At 57.7% G+C, this 16997-nt stretch carries 20 protein-coding genes and 1 tRNA gene; 8 read left to right on the top strand and 13 right to left on the bottom strand.

Annotation, left to right across the window (positions count from 1 at the left end; all coding sequences use genetic code 11):
* Positions 1-2 precede the first annotated feature (2 nt).
* Positions 3-956, bottom strand: a complete 954-nt coding sequence (locus QP109_RS00100; RefSeq protein WP_101628012.1) for an ABC transporter permease — start codon at positions 954-956, stop codon at positions 3-5.
* A 195-nt stretch (positions 957-1151) separates the two neighbouring features.
* The gene (locus tag QP109_RS00095; RefSeq protein WP_285022548.1) at positions 1152-2720 is read right to left on the bottom strand and encodes an ABC transporter substrate-binding protein; all 1569 of its coding nucleotides are present in this window, start codon (positions 2718-2720) and stop codon (positions 1152-1154) included.
* Between the two features lie 187 nt (positions 2721-2907).
* Here QP109_RS00095 and QP109_RS00090 point away from each other — a divergent pair, with 187 nt between their 5' ends.
* Positions 2908-3633: a FadR/GntR family transcriptional regulator gene (locus tag QP109_RS00090; protein WP_285022547.1), complete on the top strand. Its 726-nt coding sequence runs from the start codon at positions 2908-2910 to the stop codon at positions 3631-3633.
* A 671-nt stretch (positions 3634-4304) separates the two neighbouring features.
* Here QP109_RS00090 and QP109_RS00085 read toward each other — a convergent pair.
* Both QP109_RS00085 and QP109_RS00080 read right to left on the bottom strand, forming a co-directional pair.
* Positions 4305-4823, bottom strand: a complete 519-nt coding sequence (locus QP109_RS00085; RefSeq protein WP_101628028.1) for a ClbS/DfsB family four-helix bundle protein — start codon at positions 4821-4823, stop codon at positions 4305-4307.
* A 721-nt stretch (positions 4824-5544) separates the two neighbouring features.
* Positions 5545-6279, bottom strand: a complete 735-nt coding sequence (locus QP109_RS00080) for a hypothetical protein (RefSeq protein WP_101628014.1) — start codon at positions 6277-6279, stop codon at positions 5545-5547.
* A gap of 317 nt (positions 6280-6596) precedes the next feature.
* On the opposite strand from QP109_RS00080, the gene QP109_RS00075 reads away from it, so the two are divergent.
* Genes QP109_RS00075 through nhaC form a run of 3 tightly spaced genes read left to right on the top strand, consistent with a single transcriptional unit; the run spans position 6597 to position 9989 of the window.
* Complete coding sequence (locus QP109_RS00075) at positions 6597-7271, top strand: helix-turn-helix transcriptional regulator (RefSeq protein ID WP_285022546.1); 675 nt, start codon at positions 6597-6599, stop codon at positions 7269-7271.
* On the top strand, positions 7268-8491 hold the full coding sequence (locus QP109_RS00070) for a MalY/PatB family protein (protein ID WP_285022545.1): 1224 nt from the start codon (positions 7268-7270) through the stop codon (positions 8489-8491). Before QP109_RS00075 ends, QP109_RS00070 begins: the two co-directional genes overlap by 4 nt.
* A gap of 16 nt (positions 8492-8507) precedes the next feature.
* Positions 8508-9989, top strand: a complete 1482-nt coding sequence (nhaC, locus tag QP109_RS00065; RefSeq protein ID WP_285022544.1) for a Na+/H+ antiporter NhaC — start codon at positions 8508-8510, stop codon at positions 9987-9989.
* 467 nt (positions 9990-10456) lie between these two features.
* Here nhaC and QP109_RS00060 read toward each other — a convergent pair whose 3' ends face one another.
* Entirely contained in the window at positions 10457-11710 is a 1254-nt protein-coding gene (locus tag QP109_RS00060) for an LCP family protein (RefSeq protein WP_101628016.1), read from the bottom strand.
* A gap of 242 nt (positions 11711-11952) precedes the next feature.
* On the opposite strand from QP109_RS00060, the gene QP109_RS00055 reads away from it, so the two are divergent.
* Complete coding sequence (locus QP109_RS00055) at positions 11953-12687, top strand: hypothetical protein (RefSeq protein WP_285022543.1); 735 nt, start codon at positions 11953-11955, stop codon at positions 12685-12687.
* Between the two features lie 274 nt (positions 12688-12961).
* Here QP109_RS00055 and QP109_RS00050 read toward each other — a convergent pair whose 3' ends face one another.
* Genes QP109_RS00050 through relB form a run of 3 tightly spaced genes read right to left on the bottom strand, consistent with a single transcriptional unit; the run spans position 12962 to position 13588 of the window.
* Positions 12962-13090, bottom strand: coding sequence for a hypothetical protein (locus QP109_RS00050; RefSeq protein WP_279352835.1), 129 nt, complete (start codon positions 13088-13090; stop codon positions 12962-12964).
* Between the two features lie 11 nt (positions 13091-13101).
* The gene (locus QP109_RS00045; RefSeq protein ID WP_101628362.1) at positions 13102-13371 is read right to left on the bottom strand and encodes a type II toxin-antitoxin system RelE family toxin; all 270 of its coding nucleotides are present in this window, start codon (positions 13369-13371) and stop codon (positions 13102-13104) included.
* Complete coding sequence (gene relB, locus QP109_RS00040; RefSeq protein ID WP_101628363.1) at positions 13355-13588, bottom strand: type II toxin-antitoxin system RelB family antitoxin; 234 nt, start codon at positions 13586-13588, stop codon at positions 13355-13357. Before relB ends, QP109_RS00045 begins: the two co-directional genes overlap by 17 nt.
* Before the next feature lie 259 nt (positions 13589-13847).
* Between relB and QP109_RS00035 the strand changes: the two genes are divergently transcribed.
* On the top strand, positions 13848-14039 hold the full coding sequence (locus QP109_RS00035) for a hypothetical protein (RefSeq protein WP_101628364.1): 192 nt from the start codon (positions 13848-13850) through the stop codon (positions 14037-14039).
* A 188-nt stretch (positions 14040-14227) separates the two neighbouring features.
* Positions 14228-14401: a hypothetical protein gene (locus tag QP109_RS00030; RefSeq protein ID WP_165778234.1), complete on the top strand. Its 174-nt coding sequence runs from the start codon at positions 14228-14230 to the stop codon at positions 14399-14401.
* 90 nt (positions 14402-14491) lie between these two features.
* Here the strand turns inward: QP109_RS00030 and QP109_RS00025 are convergent, their stop codons facing one another.
* A complete protein-coding gene (locus QP109_RS00025; RefSeq protein ID WP_101628365.1) occupies positions 14492-14758 on the bottom strand; it encodes a helix-turn-helix domain-containing protein in 267 nt (88 codons plus the stop codon).
* Positions 14759-14837: 79 nt separating this feature from the next.
* On the opposite strand from QP109_RS00025, the gene QP109_RS09225 reads away from it, so the two are divergent.
* Positions 14838-15179, top strand: a complete 342-nt coding sequence (locus QP109_RS09225; protein WP_133122019.1) for a helix-turn-helix domain-containing protein — start codon at positions 14838-14840, stop codon at positions 15177-15179.
* Here the strand turns inward: QP109_RS09225 and QP109_RS00020 are convergent.
* The 4 genes from QP109_RS00020 to QP109_RS00005 form a co-directional block, all read right to left on the bottom strand.
* Positions 15139-15212: transfer RNA gene (locus QP109_RS00020), tRNA-Ile, on the bottom strand. The two genes, QP109_RS09225 and QP109_RS00020, sit on opposite strands and share 41 nt — an antisense overlap.
* A 78-nt stretch (positions 15213-15290) precedes the next feature.
* Positions 15291-15464 (bottom strand): hypothetical protein, encoded by a 174-nt coding sequence (locus QP109_RS00015; RefSeq protein WP_285022542.1) that lies wholly within the window; start codon positions 15462-15464, stop codon positions 15291-15293.
* 135 nt (positions 15465-15599) lie between these two features.
* A complete protein-coding gene (locus tag QP109_RS00010; RefSeq protein WP_285022541.1) occupies positions 15600-15854 on the bottom strand; it encodes a hypothetical protein in 255 nt (84 codons plus the stop codon).
* A gap of 577 nt (positions 15855-16431) precedes the next feature.
* Positions 16432-16997, bottom strand: a 566-nt coding sequence (locus QP109_RS00005; RefSeq protein ID WP_285022540.1) for an LPXTG cell wall anchor domain-containing protein, incomplete at its 5' end; no start/stop codon positions are given.

The raw sequence follows: 16997 nt of genomic DNA, 5'->3' as shown, positions 1-16997 counted from the left end.
CATCACACCGATCGGATTCGCGGGTTAATGAGCAGGTAGAGCATGTCGACGATGATGTTGACGACGATGAACGCAATCGCGACGACGAGCGCCCCGCCTTGGACGAGGGTCACCCAGTTTTGCTGGATGCCTTTGAGGAGGACCGCCTTGCCCATGCCGTCAATCGAGAAGATGATCTCGATGACGACCGCGCCACCCATGAGGTAGCCGATCCTCAAACCGAGGACGGTCACGGGGGTGATGAGGGCATTGCGCAGGACGTTACGGGCGACGACGATCCATTTCGGGATACCAGCGCCGAGGGCGGTGCGAACGTAGTCGCGATCCAGCTCTTCGACCATCGAGGTGCGCACGACCCGGGTCATCTGACCGACGACGGGGACGGCGAGGGCGATGGAGGGCAACAGCATGCGCAGGAACCAGCCGATGGGATCGTCGCTAAAGTGCGGGAGAGCACCGGAGACGGGGAGCATCTGGACAAAGGTCATGACGAGGAGGGCGGCGAGCCAGAAGGAGGGGGTGCCGATCGCGATGACGGAGAAGACACGGATCAGCTGGTCGGGCCAGGAGTCCCGGTAGAGGGCAGCGAGCACGCCGAGCGGGAAGGAGATGAGGATCGCGAAGAGCAGGCCGAGGAAGGTGAGCTGCATGGTGATCGGGAGCGCGGTGCCGATGAGGTCGGAAACCCGGTTTCCGGTGCCGACCCCGTATGTGCCGAGGTCCCCGTGGAGCATTCCGAGAAGGTAGTTGCCGTACTGGACGAGCAACGGGTCCTTGAGCCCATGCTCGATCCGGTAGGCCTCGAGGGCCTCGGGGCTCGCCGTTTCACCGAGCGCCGAATAGGCCGGGTCGATCGGTGAAAGCGACATGATGAAAAAGACGAGGGCGGAGACGCCGATAATCATGATCGGCAGGGCGAGCAGACGTCGCCCGATAAGTCTCAATAGATTGTTCACTGCTTCACTCCTGGAGACGGCACGGCTTCACTCCTGATTCGTTCGTCCCGCAACATGAAGGAGGGGCGGCGGCGCGGGGCACACCGCCCCTCCTTCATGTATTCCGGTTGTCGTTCCGGCCGAGCACGTCCCTCATCGTGGCTCAGATCGTCTAGCGATCAGGAGCCGAGGGCGCGTCCCCTGGCCGGGGTCAGCTCACTTGACCTTGACGTCGATGAGCTGAATGCCCGTCGCAGCGATCGACTTGAAGCCGTCGAGCTTCTCGCCGTTGTATGCGGTGAGCATGTTCTTGTGGAAGAGGGGGTAGACAACTGCCTGCTCGGCGAGGAGGTCCTGGGCCTCGCCCCACTTCTGCTTCGCGGCGTCACCGTCGAGCTGGAGCGCGTCTTTGAAGAGGGTCTGGAATGCCTGGAAGCTCTCCGGATCTGCCTGCTGCCAGAAGGTGCGCTTCTGGGTCCAGACGTTGTCGCCGTTCCACCACGAGAGGATGATGCCCGGATCGGCGCCGAAGACCGAGGGGTCGCCGGGGGCTAAGACGATGTCATAGGTCGGCTCGTCAACGTCGGTGACGTTCGCGTAAAGGTCCGCTGAGGCCATCGGTGAGTGGTTAACGGTGAGGCCGAGGGCTTCGAGGTCGGACTTGATCTGCGGGACGAGGTTGGTGATCCACGGGTGATCGGTCGTCACGAGGTTGACAGTAAGGCCGGAGACGCCCGCCTCGGCGAGGAGAGCCTTGGCGCCCTCGAGATCGTAGGAAAGCTGAGTCGTGGTCTTCTTGTAGGCCGGGTTCGACTCGGGGAGGAAGGAGGTTGCCTCAACGGCCTCGCCTTCCATACCGACCTCAATGAGCTTCTGCTTGTCGATTGCCTTGTGGATCGCTTGGCGGACCTTCGCGTCGTTGAAGGGGGCCTTCGTCATGTTGAACATGAGGAAGGGGTTGCCATAGCCGGGCACGGAGTCGACCGTCCAGCCAGCGGCCTTGAGCTGGTCGACCGCAGAGGCGGGAACCGCTTCCATGACATCGGTCGTGCCGTCGAGGGCGGCGGCGAGGCGCGCGGAATCATCCTTGAGGACGTGCCAGTGAAGAGTCTTGACGGTGGCCGGGTGTGCGCCGTTGTAGAACTCATTGGGCACCGCGGTGATCTCGGTCGGCGTGATCGACTCATACTTGTAGGGGCCTGTGCCGATCGGGTGCGCCTTGAGTTCGTCGTCGGTCATGGCGGTCGGGACGACCTTCATGTCCGCGAAGCGGGCGGCGAGGTTGGGGAAGGGATAGTTGAGTTCGACGGTGATCGTCTTGTCGTCTTTGGCGGTCACGGACTTCACGAAGTCGAAGAACTGGCCGTAGATCGAGCCTTCGGCGGTCGTGCGGCCGTAGGAGCTCAGGACGTCCTCGGTGGTGACATCCTTGCCGTCGGAGAACTTCGCACCGTCGCGGAGGGTGATCTCGTACTCGGTGTCGGAGATCGCCACCGGGTCGCCGCTCGCGAGGGCGGGGAAGGGCTTGTAGGTGGACATGTCGAGCTGGTAGAGGCCTTCGAGGACCTGGAGGTTCGATCCGACGGCGAGCGCCGAGGAGGTGATCGAGCTGTAGTCGGTGGTCTCGTAGGCGACACCGGCGTTGATCTCGCCGCCGAGTTCGGTCGCAGGGGCGTCACCGCTGGCCATGGTATCTGTCGTGGATCCGCCGCCACAGGCGGCGAGTGTCAGTGCGGCCGTCGCCATGAGGGCGATGCCCCCGGCGTAGCGTTTTCCAATCCGCATAAGTTCTCTCCTCATCATCGAGTGTCGAACGGTCACGAGGGGATGTCTCGCTTCCGATAGAAAATGACTATATGTTGTCTGACAACTTTGCGCAAGCAGTTTTCTACCGAACGGGGGCCACACAATATATCAATTTGATAACGGCAGCGCTTACCCTCGGGATTATGCGACTGATATGCTCTCAAAGGTGAAGAACTCGACGCCCGAAGACCCTTCAGCGAACCGCTCCGCGATGACGATGGATGCGATTAAGCGCTATATTCTTGCCCACGAGCTTCAAACCGGGGACCCTCTGCCCACCGAGGCGGAGCTCTGTGCGGATCTCGGTGTTTCGCGTTCCTCCGTGCGCGAGGCCATACGCAAACTCGATGCGCTCGACATCGTCCACTCCCGGCGGGGATCAGGAAGCTTCGTCGGCGCGATGTCCCTCGACCCGCTCGTCGAGACCCTCATCCTCCGCTCCGCCCTCGACGCCGGCGACGGCTACAAGTCCCTTGCCGAAGTCGTCGACATCCGCAAGGCGCTCGACCTCGGCATTGGCGTCGATCTCGTCAGGGCCATACGGGGAACGCGCAACCCTCAGCTCCGGCGTTGCGTCGCCAACATGCGCGAGCGCGCTGAGAAGGGCGAGAGCTACTACGAACAGGACATCAACTTCCACCTCGGACTGCTGAACTACCTCAACAACAGGATCCTCAGTCAGCTCACTTCGGCCATGTGGCTCATCCACCGGACCGTCGGCCCCACCCTGCGCCAAGCCGAACGTGAAACCTCCATACTCACGGCCACAGCCCACGACGCGATCCTCGACGCCTGCGAGAAGGGCGACCTCGACGACTACTACGCCGCGGTCGAACTCCACTACGCCCCCCTGCGCGACCTCCTCGACCAGCCCGACCCGGCACGGACATAGCCCCGCACTCACCCGGTCCGACCCGGCACGGATATCACACGAGGACTTCCCACTGAATTCGCAGGGCAGACGAGGATTTGCGGATCCAATTCCGACGCAATCTCCGACTTGTCGCCACAGAGCCAAAAGGTGGGTTATAGGACAAAATGTGTTGCTCGAAGGTTAGTCCCAGTCGTTTCGGTAGGGGCTTGTTCGCTGGATGTCTCCAACGCGCAGATGTTGTGGCATTTGAGGGCGTCGGTGCCGACGATGCGCACATGGCCCACCCGGTTCCTGGACAAGCGTCTAGATGGGCTGGCTGATAAGCACGGACGGGTCGTCCTGTGCTGATGAGTGTCGAGCATGTTGAGTAGCTCGCGGTCGATACGCTGAAGTCAACGCTTGCGAACGCGACACACTGGTTCGGAGCGAAGATGGCTGAGCACTGTGGGCTGCCGAAATCAGCACTCGGGCAGATGGGGAAGACGTTCGGTCTGTCGATCAGCCGATCCAACTTTTCAGCCGTCCCAATGGAGTGTCCTCATTGACCACACTGTCAGAAATCCCGTTGGATTACGAAGGTCAGGCGCCCCAATGGAGGACCCTCATTGACCACATTGTCATCGGTAAAGACAAGATGGTTCATCTACATGAATACATGAACCGGGCACCGAAATCACCATGCCACTCGGCTAGTAGCCTCCCAGTTTCTTCCACTTCCGAATCTTGGCGCGAAAAGTGGTAAACGGAGCCACCGTGTTGATATGAACCCATTTCCATACTGGCCACTGTGAGGGCGTAGACGACGCCCAGGCTCGCTGACCGGGCTCAAACAACTCCGAGTCAGTCATACCGCCCGTCATTTGAATTACTTCATCGAGCAGAATCCCGAACTGGTCAATCAAATCTTCAGGCGAGGCCTGTTCCCAGCGTCGATAAAACTGCTCATACAAGCCACCCAATTGATTCCACTTAAAACCAGGAGCCGGCGTCATCACCTGCTTGCCTGCTTGCTCCCCGCGCTCCCAACCAAGCAGCAGCTCCATCCAACCAAGCTGATATGCAACCATCTGCCGAGGCGTACGATCAACCCCATCAACCAGACGATCCCAACCGGCATCAGACACGTCCGTGAACTCAGCAATAAAAAGCTTGCCACACTTCATGATCTGAGCAGTCAGCTCGTCGCCCGACTTATAGGTTCTCACCATACCCCCTTGAGGCACACCCGCTAACGCGAACGCCAACTCATCAAATCGACACCCTAGTGTAGCCACCTGTGGGAATCGAACCCTTGACCTATTTCATTACGGGTCGGGCAGAGGGTTCCACTCATTTTCGGCATCGCAACCACACTGGCTCTACCCTTCACTTTTCTTTCTACTCGTATTGCCAGCAACTATGGCAATGCTGGCCGCTATGGCACTGCCGGCAGTGATGGCAGTGCCAGCAATGCTTGTTTTTCAATAATTGGGCATGTTTGTCAGTGGTAATGGCTGAAACTTCAGTCATGCTCAAAACTGTTATTCCCTTTGAATAGCTCGCTCGACTATGGACTGTAGAGATGTCCTCACGCTCTCTATCAGTGAGGACGATTGATGAACGACTACGTGTCGTAGACCAATTCACTCGACGCGCTACGCCTGCGAACAACAACGACGCGATGCCCTGGACGGCTGACTCCACTTCCCCAATCACCACAAACCCCACTCAGGCCTGCGACAGCAAACCCCCATCACACAATTAACCAATCACTCTGAACAGTACATCTAGTCCATTCATCTCAGGAGCAGTCGTTCCAAGAATGACGAACACGCACGTCACGCCCTACGGAACACCCACCTCGAAGGTCTCCTGCAAGACTTGTGGCCCCGATTCCGAAGAATCGGGGCCACACGTTCAGAGAGCGGGAGAGATCCGCTCAGATGTAACTCAGGCGCGCTTGCGGGCGACCATGACGCCACCCGCGAGAGCGATGGCAGCAGCCGCGCCCATAAGAGGGGCGAAGCTCGCACCGGTCTTGGCAAGGTTGCCTTTACCCTCCTTGCCCTTGGCCTTGGGGGCCTTCACATCAGTAGCAGGCTTCGGGGTATCGGAGTGCGAATTGTCGGGAGCAGTACTCGGAGTATCGGGGGTGACCGCCGGAGCATCGGGGGTGGCGTTAGAGCCAGCGCCAAGACGCGCCTGCGCGTCCGCGCACTTCACCATGTCGTAGTACTCAGTACCCTCAGTGCAGAACCAAGTGACATCGAGTTCGGCGTCCTTCTTCTCAAGATCCTTGATCTGTGCAGTGAGGTTAGCGCACTTCACCATGTCGTAGTACTCAGTACCCTCAGCACAGAAGTACTGGGCATCGAGCTTTTTATCTGCGAGATCAGCCTTCGTCTGGTCCGGGACCGGAGAGGCGACATCGGCAGGCGCGGCAGCAGCAGCCTTAGCGGCCTCAAGTGCCGCGTTCGCTTTGGCGAGAGTCGCCTCGGCATCCGCACACTTCGCCATGTCGTAGTAGTCAGACTCCGTAGTGCAGAAGTAATCGACATCGAGCTGCGCGCTCTTCACCGCAGCCTCGGCATCCTTGACCGCATCCGCAGCGAGCGCCGCAGGCGTCGCACAGGCCACAGCGACCAGGCCAGCCGCAAGGGCTACGCCAAACTTCTTGACAAACATTCTTCCCCCTAGGGATTCAACTCACACTGTGTTCAATGAAACTTCTTCTTGAATGCTTCGGTGCTATAGCGCATACACGCTAACCACACTCCACACAAACAGGAGTCTTTCACTCCCCCCCCCCCCCCCGCTGTCAAGATTTCGTGCAGACATTACACCCCACCCCGTCTGCGCACCACATAAACCGGGGAGGCGGCAAGGCAACAAGAGGGCGGGACAGCGAACCGCAGACACAACTTATTTCAACAGTTTGTTGACGTGGGCCAGTTTTGTAACTAAGATAACCGAATTGAAAGAGCCAAAACCGGGGGTTCTCCATGACCGCTTCATCGTCGAAGCTGAACGAGCACGATCAAATTATCTCCACCCTTCAACAGCTGGTTGAACCAATGCGAGCAACACTCGTCGGACCCGCCGAGGTCATCGTTCACGATCTCACTCAGCTCCCGAACTCGATCATCGCGATAAGCGGCGATGTCACCGGTCGATCGATCGGCGATCCGGCGACCGACAAGCTCCTCGACGCCGTTGCCTCCGGAAATCTGCGCACCAGCATCGGATACCGGACAACGTCTCCGAGCGACAAAGAGCTTCTCTCAACAACTGTCATCATCCGCGACTCGACCAACCAGCCCGTCGCTGCCCTGTGCATCAACCGTGACATCTCCGGCTGGGAGGCCCTTCACTCCCTCACGGGCGCGCTCGCGGGCCTCTCGCTCCCAATGTGCGCCGAAGAGGAGCAGGTGACGACCGAAGTTTTCGTGAGAGACGTCGACGAACTCGCGACGCTCCTCCTCTCAAGGGCCGTTGCAGAGTCGGGGGTTCGGGTCGACGAGATGAGGAAGGAGCACAAGGTCGAGGTCGTTCGACTCCTTAAAGCGAGGGGCTTCTTCCTCCTGCGGGACGCCGCGGAAATGGCCGGCGAAGCCCTCCACTGCACGCGATTCTCCATTTACAACTACCTCAACGAGATCGAAAGCGAGAAGAAGTGAGCCGTCCAGAATTCGATTTCACGAGCCACCTTGATCGGCGAGGCACCCACAGCGCCAAGTGGGACCTCCTCGCAGCTCCGCTCGGAACTGACGCCTATTCCCTGTCAATCGCCGACATGGAATTCCGCACCTGCCCGGAGGTCGTGGCAGCTGTGGTCGCCGCCGCCAAGCACGGCACCTACGGATACACTGAGGTCTTCGACGACTTCGCCCGCGCCGCAAGCGCATGGCAGTCTCGTCGCCACGCATGGGACCTCGATCCCACCGACGTCCATTTCTTCCCCCGAGTCGTCAACTGCGTCTCCGCCCTCGTCAACGACATCATTCCCCACCAGACGAAGTCGCCCGCAAAAGTCTGCACTCTCGATCCCGCCTACTCGCCCCTCCTCGAGGTCTGCGATCGCGCGGGCGCCACCATCGAACGCGTGGAGATCCTCGATTCCGCCGGCGACGCACGCGTCGATTTCGCGGCGCTCGAAGAGGCGATGAGTCGGGCAGATATTCTCCTGTGGACGAACCCTCACAACCCAACCGGTCGAGTGTGGACGCGAAAGGAACTCGAAGGGGTCGCCGACCTCGCGCGCACCTATGGGACCCTCATCTTCTCCGACGACATCCACGCCGACTTTGAACGGCCGGGCCGTTGTCGCTATACGCCGATCGCCCTCGTTGCCCCCGACCTGTGGGAGTCAGGGCGGATCATCCAATGCGCCTCGCCCGGCAAGACATTCTCGATCGCGGGTCTTGAGGCGACCGCGATATGCGTTCACGGCGCTCTCGGGGAAACACTCGAGATCGCGAAGCGACGCGCCGGGCTCCACAACCCAAATTACTTCGCCATTCCCGCAGCACTCGCCGCATGGACGAAGGGCGACGCGTGGGTCGATGCACTCCTCATGCGCGTGGACGCCAACCTGCGTGCAGCCCGCACACTCCTCGCCGAGCGCCTTCCGCGGGCGACTATCTCAGATCCGGACGGCACGTACCTGCTGTGGATCGACGCACGCGACTATCTCAAGGGATCCGCCGAACTCGAGGACGCCTCCACACGCTCTCGGGTCGCCGTCAGCGACGGCGCCGATTTCGGAGCGGGATTCTCCGGTTGGTTCCGAATCAACGTGGCACTGCCCGAATCCGAACTCCTTGACGCTCTCAGTCGGCTTCTCGACGAGTTCCCCCCACTTCTCACACACAGCACCACCGATGTCAGCACTCGCTGACCTGCACGAAAGGACGATGATGTCACTCGATTCCCCCACCCAATCCGCCCCGCAGACTCCGATGCCCGATTCGCACCGAAGACCGTCGATCGCTATGGCAGCGATCCCCGTTGTCACCCTCATCGTACTGCTCGGCGGTGGCTACATCTTCGCCGAGCTCCCGGTCGAACCCCTCCTCATCGCCTCGGCTGTCATCGCTGGCCTGGTCGCCTGGCGTCTCGGGTACTCGTGGAACGAGATCATGGACTCGGTCGCGGAGAAGATCGCGAAGACGATGCCCGCAATCCTCATCCTCATCTCCGTCGGCATGCTGATCGGAACGTGGATGGCTGGCGGCACAATCCCGATGCTCATTTACTACGGCTTGAAGATCATTGACCCACAGTTCCTCGCCGTGATCGCCCTCGTCGTCACCGCGATCGTCTCCCTGTGTACAGGAACCTCCTGGGGCTCCGCTGGCACGGTCGGCGTCGCATTCATGGGAGTCGCCGTCGGAATGGACGCAAACCTCCCGATGGTCGCGGGCGCGGTCGTCTCAGGCGCCTACTTTGGCGACAAGCTCTCTCCCCTGTCCGACACGACGAACATCGCGTCGATGGCAACGGGCGTCAACCTGTTCACGCACATCCGCCATCTTCTGTGGACGACGCTTCCGTCCTTCCTCACGGCTGCCCTCGTTTTCCTCATCGCCGGACTCGGTCTCAAGGGCGGAGAGGTTCCGGCAAAGGTCGCAACGATCCTCTCAACCCTCGACTCCGCGTTCTCCTGGAACCTGCTCCTCCTCGTTCCCGTAATCATCGTCCTCGGCGGCTCAATGTGGAAGAAGCCAACAATTCCCGTCATCCTCGTGTCCAGCGCCGTCGCGATGTTCAACGCTGTCGTCTTCGAGGGCATCTCCTTCAAGAACACCGTCGTCGCTGCCGTCAACGGATTCGATGTCGAGATGGTCGGGAAGGCCGGATTCGACGCCTCGTCCGTCATCGAGGATGTCACGCGACTCCTCAATCGGGGCGGCATGAACTCGATGATGTCCGTCCTCCTCATCTGCTTCTGCGCGATCACCTTCGCTGGCGTCGTCTCGGTCTCCGGATCGCTCGACGTGCTCATCTCCACCCTCCTCAAGCCGGTTAAGGGAACCTTTGGCCTCATCGTCGCGACTATCGTCACGGGCCTCGCAACAATCGGCATCACCTCGAACGGCCAGGTATCCCTCCTTATCCCCGGCGAGATGCTCCGGGGTGAGTACATCAAACGAGGGCTCGACCCGAAGAACCTCTCACGGACGATCGAGGACTCGGCGACTCTGTGGGAGCCGATCCTCCCCTGGACGTCTGCTGGCGCCTATATGGCGGGCACGCTCGGAGTCGCCACCCTCGCGTACCTGCCGTGGGCCGTGTGCAACTGGATCGCCATCTGCTTCGCGATGCTTTGGGGGGCGACCGGCATTGGAATCGCGCGCCTAAGCAAGGAAGAGAAGGCAGCCCTCCAGGAGGCCTAAGCCTCTATCACACGCCGTTCCTCATGGACGGGAGCCACAGCATCGAGCGGGGTCCGAAGCTTCGGTTTCGGGCTCCGCTCGTCGGCGTTTGAGCCTCTCGCGTCGATACGCGGCTGATGGCAGGGCGTTCGACCTGTTCCGCACGAACTACCTCGAGGTCATTCAAACGGCGCTGCGACCGTCACCGCCTTCGTTACGCGTCGCCGCCCCTGATCCCCACTCTTTTTTCTCAAACCAATAACCACGGCCGGCTGGCACAGGACTTCAACCTGTTGCCAGCCGGCCGTGGTGATGACGATCCTCAAGCGCCCCGCTCATAAGACCAGAAGTGAAACGTCCTAGTTTAGTTCCTACCTCAGCTAAGGCTGGGCAGACCACTCAACCACCCCGACATGCCCGAGAAAAGACACATATTCGGGGTATTAGCCCACAAATCCTCAAGACTCCTCAGTCACCAAAGACACTACTCAGCGAGCTTTAGGCGGACAAGCTAGTGACTCACGCGCGCCGGACTCCGGCGACACTTCGTGTGTCACGTCAGCTGAAGATTCAACTTGATCCAACAAAGGCTCCTCCTCCACCGCAGCCGACCGACCATCGCCCGCGAGATACCCAATTCCGTCGACGAGCGACTCATCATGACGAAGAGAGTTCCAAAGCTGAGAAGCATACGGCTCTTGAGGCTGATCTCGATTAGGATCTTCCTCCCAAGGCTCACGAGGCATCGTGATGAGGCGCACGTTCTGCGGAGGAATATTTGCAACCGCACCCAACAAAGACAGATCCGCTTCAAAAGACGCGAGCTGAGGAGAGACATACACTGCTGCCAAAACACTCCGAACAAAAGTCACAAGAGTCGGCAGATTACCGCTCGACACCTTGCGAGACACCTCACGCACAAGCGCTGCAACAAGCTCCTGCTGCCGTCCAATTCGAGATGTATCAGACCCATCGCCAAGCGACTTACGAGCGCGCGCATAGCCTAATGCCTGTTCACCATTTAAGAGCTGACACCCTTCCATAAGATAGGCATTCGCTTCTGGATCAGCAACATCCTGAGGAACATCAAACCAAACACCACCAAGGGCATCCACCACATTCTCAAACCCCTTAAAATCAAGGACCACATAGTTATCGATTTGAAGCCCACTAAGGTTCTCGATGGTCGACTGCGCACAAGCGACACCGTAAGCAATATCGTAATTCGCACCAGATCCCAAGGTCATCGCAGAATTTACCTGCCCATAGGACGCCGACAGCTCCTCTCCATTCGAAAGAAGGCAGTTCGGAATCTCCACCATCAAGTCCCTCGGAATGGAAACCATTGTCATTGAATCGCGCCTACCCGAAACATGCACAAGAATTGTCGTATCGCCACGAATGCCTTTAACATCTTCAACAGAACCAAATTTTGGAGCCTGCTCTTTTCTCGAGTCAATTCCTATGACCAGAATATTCAGCGGTTCACCGGGAGCAAGGGGAGTCACGTTTTCTTCGCGACCAGATTGATTTGAGACTGTCCGACGAATTTGCGCAGTATCAAGAGCTCTCTCGCGAAGATCATGCGACAAATCAATCCAAACGAAGCCTGTAGCGGAAAGCAGAAATAAAACAACAGAAAAAATAAACAAGACCACCGCCCGCAGGGGCTCGCATCGACGAGGATCTTGAGCTCGATGGAGTGCCGGTCGCCGTCCTAACCGCCAGGTATCAGCCTTCATGTAACCATGCTAGAGGATTCTACTCCACCCGACTAGGTAGCTATGGCGCGGCCCAAAATCTATTGCCGTCAGATCAACTTCGCCCCAGTTGAGGATCATCAGCCGGCGAAGCCACAAGATGTCCCATCACGTCGCCGTAGACGCCGCCTGCGCACCGACACTGCCAGCGGAGCAGTGCCCCAAGTCGGGCTTGAACCGACGATCGAGCGATTGCTGATTTGGCGGTTGAGACGATTGAGCGATTGCGTGCGCTATCTCCTGGTGACAGAGTTGGTTTAGCGAATGTCGCAAGCGATCTAGCAGGCGCGTATGCTGCGCTTGCCTTTGATATGGGCAACACTCATCCTCATATCGCTGCGACTGCGCGCGCGTTCGGGCGTCTTGCTCAACTCAAAGATGACCCTCGTCAACATCGGGTTTCATCGCTGGCAGTTCGTAATGGTGTGCGCGCTCTGCGCGCAAGCCGAGCGTTCGGTAAACACAATCGTGGTGTGGCTATTGCCGCGTCCATGATTGAGATTTCTATGGCGCTCAGTGAAGCGGTGCGCTACCAAAAACAACGTGATACTGCCTTGCGTATCATTGGCGAAATTTCGAACGTGCAAAGTGCGTGGGATATGCACGACCTGAGTGCTGCCGATGAGTTTCGCACCTACATTGCCGAGCGTCGCTCGCAGGCGACTCAGGGGCGCAAACAGTCGAATGTTGGCGTCTTGGAGCGCCCTGTTGTGTTGGAAACTGATGCGCCCATCAACACTGTCACACCCATTGACACTGTCACACCCCAACCTGGGGCTGATGAGGTGAGTACTGATGGGGATACCAGACGCATGACAAGACAAGAGTTCTTAGCGACCAACCGCTTCTTGAGCGTGCTGGGAAGTAAAGGCAAGAGGCAAGGTACGCCCACTCCCCCGCCGTGGGCGGGTACACCTCCTCGTCCCCGCCCGCAACCCCCTCAAGGGCGCGCGAGATAAAGAGTCGAGAAGGTGCGTGGTGTGCCTATTGGGGGAAGTGTTGGCTGGCTTGGCACGATGAGGCAAACTCATTGGCAACGCAGTTCCCCCACCATTCGGTAAACACGTTGGAACGCTTATGCTGGGTTGTGCTATCAACGATGAGGTTGCCGAACGCTGAAGGCTTCGTATGAGTACTCCAAACACCAGTTTCTCGTTTGAAATTTCGTTGACGGTACTCAATCACCTTGGACGGCAGCTGTATCGCAATTTATCCCCCTGCGGGGAGCATTCTCTAGGTTGGTGGGCAGTGGTGGATACGTTCTAGATGGCCTGTCCATGACTCTGATTCAAACTCGGTGCAGAGCTGATCGATGTCTGCGTCAGTGATCGTGGTGCCGTTAGCTAGCGTGTATTCGCTCATTGGTGATGTATTCACGTCTGCTTATAGATATCGCGGCGGTGGCCTATGCGCACAACGAGCACTATTAGAACCTGTGCTTGTATGTGGCATACTACGCGGTAGTTGCCTACCCGGTAGCGCCACAAGCCCCCAAGGGAGCCTGTGAGAGCTTTTCCGCGCGCCTGCGGGTTATCAAGGGACTCGATCTGAGCGAGGTAGTTCAAGATACGGTTCGCCTGCTGTTTATCAAGGCGTTTTAATTCCTTATCAGCCTCAGCAGTGAACTTAATCGTGTAGGCCAAGGCGCTCTCGCATCTCGTCTAGGCTGTATGTCACGCCGGTACGGTGGGTTTGTTCTAAGGACTGTATGCCAAGGTAGTAGTCCTCTAAATCGTCAAGATACTCATCTAAGGCCTCACGCACGTACACCGACGCAGGCCTGCGCGTGCGTGCACTTAGCTCATCAAGTCGCGCTTTGGTTTCATCTGGCAATCGTAAACTCAGCACACCGCTACTCATGTAAACAAGTATACGAATAGAGTCTATAGGTGTCTAGGGGTTTAATTCTTCAGTCTGCAAAGGTACTTTGATGATCCTGAACTGACGGTGAGACAGCCCAGGACTCCCCTCTTGATGTATAGGTGGGGAAGTAGCCAGCTCCCCCACCTACCAAGAGACAGGACCACAGAATCCCATCTCTCAACCCGGAACGCAGACACGTTCCGGTTGCAGCCGAGGAGAGACCACGACTGCCACCACCAACAGAAAGGACACCAACATGTCTGAATACTTCATGTCTATTGATGGCAAGTTCAAGCGAATCAATCGATTCCGCTACCGCAGAATCCTGCGGAAGATCGAACAAGAAAACATCCCATACCGCGAAAGAATCATGGATGACGGACTGGTATTGCACACGATCTTTGAAGACAAAGGAAAGACCATCATGCTGATCGATTCCAGCTTCTAAACAAACCACTGATCGCTGATTCTTCGAGAAAAGCACAAAACCTAACAACATTTATGCATCCCCGCTCGACGTGTTGTGCGGGTAGGGAAGGCGGATGCTTCCCTACCCACTAGGAGACAAGAGGAGCAACTCTTGCCTCCCTCAAGGCGACAACAGAGGGACTGTTGTACCCCGAAAGGAGAACCCCAATGGAGTTCATTGGAATCAATGGCATCAGGTACCAACTGAGCCTGGAGGACCTTGAAGCCCTCCAATCTGAACTCGACACCTTCACAGCAACAGGTGCTGCACACCTGAAATTCAAAGATCTCGAGGTCAGAGACAACAACGGAGTTGTCATAGCGACACCACGCCGCAGCTGACTGCGCACACACGCCGCCCAGGCACACCAACTGGGCGGCGTACCCCCGCAGCACACCTACAACTTTCACACCACAAAGCAAAAACATCACTCACACCGCCACCACAAAACCAGACAAGGGAACATCCTCAAAAGGGCGAGGCAATTCCCCCTCCTCATCTTGAACAGCCCGCGGCTGCAACAAAGCTTCAATGTCGCGTCGATAAAACATCACTCTGCCGTTCGGCAGAGCCAAATGAGGCAACTTTCCGATTTTTGCCCAGCGTTGAAAGGTCCTGGGAGTACCAAGATTCGTCAGTTCAGAAGCCTCCCTAGGGGTGAGCAAATCTGCACGACTAGACATTTTATGACTACTCATGCCTATATGATGCCAAAGTACTTAATTTTCGTCACGCGCCAGAGTTGTCACTCTGCGACTACTTAGGTATATTAGGAGTATGTCAGATACGCTAATCACAGCAAACTACACGGTAAACGAAGCCATTGGCTCCATCGTGAACCAGTATCTTTTCGACCGGCGACTAACAAAAACTCGCCTGGCGAGCGCTCTTGGTATCGCCCAAACAAACGCCTCAAAAAAGGTGCGCGGAAACGTCGGCTGGAGCGCTGAAGACCTCATCGAAACAGCAGATCTCCTCGAAGTTGAGGTTCAAGACCTGCTACCCACACCCGATGGTCACGGCGGATGGATCCCTGCCTCATTCAAACCGGGGCACCGTGCCCCCGCCTACAAAAAAGTGCCCCAAGTCGGGCTTGAACCGACGACCGACGGATTATGAGTCCGTTGCTCTGACCGACTGAGCTATTGGGGCTCTCAAAGACTACCATCTCACGACGCCCACCTTCAGTTCATACCTGCTCGCGTGGCTCGGCGCTTTCACTTGCACCCCTCACCCGGGAACGAGTTTCACGACGAAGTCCGCGTTCTTCACATCGACGAGGCCACGCAGTTCCGCTCGCACCAGCTCACTGCCAGATCCCGGCTGGCGTCCTGAGCACTCTCTTACGTCAGTGTTGTCTACATTGGGTGCGCGTGAGGTTCCGCGATTTTCATGTTCAGTCACTCGCCCATTGCACATCAGGGCGCGCAGGCAACCGGGGCTTTTCGTGGTCGGTAGACACCCGCGCATAGGCCGCTACCCTCAACCTGTGCGGCCTCACGAGTTTGGCTGGGATCACCCTCATCTCACCCGCGTGCTTCACTCTCCTTCTGCCGCTCGTTCCCCTTGTTGGCGAGAGGTTTGGCTGTTGTATCCATGTACGCTCTCAACCTGCGTTTTATCCAGTCGAACCCACACTATCAGCGCCCCCACCACCGCAGCCGACTCCTTCGCGATCCGTGCTAGAAATGTGTTCGTTTCTTGAGTGGTGAACGCACCGGCCTCAGCAAGTCGATGAATGAAAGCGACCTGTCGGGCGAGGTCGACTTCGGCATCGAACATCTCTCCCATCATGGCCTGCAGCCACGAGTGCCAAAGCGGTGGCGGATATAGCACGGGTGCGAGCAGTACTTGCGGTGCTCGTTTCCGTAGGCGGTAAAGGGCGGTAAAGGTTTGTCCGCAAGCAGTTGCAGGTGAAGGTGTAGATCGCTTGCCGGTTCAGCAACGGCGGTGATCACGCGCGAACTCGCGCATCCGCACACGCAAGGACACGTACTTATCAGGTGCGCGATCAGGGGCTCTGGCACGCCGATAGGCACTACGAGAGAGCCCAACGATCTAGCGGGCATATCTTTGGGAGTAGCCCAGCTCGACCAGATGCCGCACGGCATCATGATGGCGAGCGGGGCTTAGAAGTTTCCTTCCGATAATTCCTTCCACGCTGCCTTTTCCAGCTCCGCCTGGCCCGAGGGCCGTTTGTGGCAAGTGTTCTCCTCACGAAGACGCTGGAGCTCTTTGGCTTCGCTCGTGCTTCATCGGCCCATACGTTGGCTACCACTGATTCAGCGTTGTTTCACTGATCCCCAGCTCGTTGATAATCTGAACCGTTGTCGACTCATATAGGCAGTTTCGGCTACTTTAACCTCTTATTTTAGTGCTTTCTGGTTTTCTTACTACCAGCGACAAGTAATCCGCCAGCAACAAGAATCATCGCTGCAACTTGATACGGCATCCCAGCATATCCAGTTTTCGGGAGTTTCCCGGAATTACGGGATTTAGACGCTTTAGTGGCGCCATCGCCATTGTTGTTGCTTCCACCATTCGGGTTATCAACCGGAATCTTCTTCCAAACAGCCTTCACAACCGTGTCACCATTAACAGTAATCTCGGTACCCGGCGCCACTTCCTGACCATCAACCAACCAAGCCTTAAATTCCTGGGTGTCATCCGGAGCAGTAAAACCATTAGGCAACACCGTGTACTTACTACCCTTATCCACAGTCGCGCCATCCATACTGCCGCTACCACCATTAGCGTCGTAACGAACAGAAACCGGAATCTTCTTCCAAACAGCCCTCACAACCGTGTCACCATTAACAGTGATCTTGGTACCCGGCGCCACTTCCTGACCATCAACCTCCCAAGCCTTAAATTCCTGGGTGTCATCCGGAGCAGTAAAACCATTAGGCAACACCGTGTACTTACTACCCTTATCCA

Source organism: Pauljensenia sp. UMB9872 (assembly GCF_030212665.1).
Lineage (GTDB): Bacteria > Actinomycetota > Actinomycetes > Actinomycetales > Actinomycetaceae > Pauljensenia > Pauljensenia turicensis_B.
The sequence above is the reverse complement of the archived record's forward strand: the minus strand, read 5'-3'. Positions and strand labels throughout refer to the sequence as shown.

What these genes read in the sequence shown, in the direction of transcription:
- QP109_RS00095 (WP_285022548.1), bottom strand. Translation starts at nt 2,720, where the DNA reads ATGCGGATTGGAAAACGCTACGCCGGGGGCATCGCCCTCATGGCGACG.
- QP109_RS00085 (WP_101628028.1), bottom strand. Translation starts at nt 4,823, where the DNA reads ATGGTGAGAACCTATAAGTCGGGCGACGAGCTGACTGCTCAGATCATG.
- QP109_RS00080 (WP_101628014.1), bottom strand. Translation starts at nt 6,279, where the DNA reads ATGTTTGTCAAGAAGTTTGGCGTAGCCCTTGCGGCTGGCCTGGTCGCT.
- QP109_RS00075 (WP_285022546.1), top strand. Translation starts at nt 6,597, where the DNA reads ATGACCGCTTCATCGTCGAAGCTGAACGAGCACGATCAAATTATCTCC.
- nhaC (WP_285022544.1), top strand. Translation starts at nt 8,508, where the DNA reads ATGATGTCACTCGATTCCCCCACCCAATCCGCCCCGCAGACTCCGATG.
- QP109_RS00060 (WP_101628016.1), bottom strand. Translation starts at nt 11,710, where the DNA reads ATGAAGGCTGATACCTGGCGGTTAGGACGGCGACCGGCACTCCATCGA.
- QP109_RS00050 (WP_279352835.1), bottom strand. Translation starts at nt 13,090, where the DNA reads ATGAGCGAATACACGCTAGCTAACGGCACCACGATCACTGACGCAGAC.
- relB (WP_101628363.1), bottom strand. Translation starts at nt 13,588, where the DNA reads ATGAGTAGCGGTGTGCTGAGTTTACGATTGCCAGATGAAACCAAAGCG.
- QP109_RS00035 (WP_101628364.1), top strand. Translation starts at nt 13,848, where the DNA reads ATGTCTGAATACTTCATGTCTATTGATGGCAAGTTCAAGCGAATCAAT.
- QP109_RS00030 (WP_165778234.1), top strand. Translation starts at nt 14,228, where the DNA reads ATGGAGTTCATTGGAATCAATGGCATCAGGTACCAACTGAGCCTGGAG.
- QP109_RS00025 (WP_101628365.1), bottom strand. Translation starts at nt 14,758, where the DNA reads ATGAGTAGTCATAAAATGTCTAGTCGTGCAGATTTGCTCACCCCTAGG.
- QP109_RS09225 (WP_133122019.1), top strand. Translation starts at nt 14,838, where the DNA reads ATGTCAGATACGCTAATCACAGCAAACTACACGGTAAACGAAGCCATT.
- QP109_RS00010 (WP_285022541.1), bottom strand. Translation starts at nt 15,854, where the DNA reads ATGATGGGAGAGATGTTCGATGCCGAAGTCGACCTCGCCCGACAGGTC.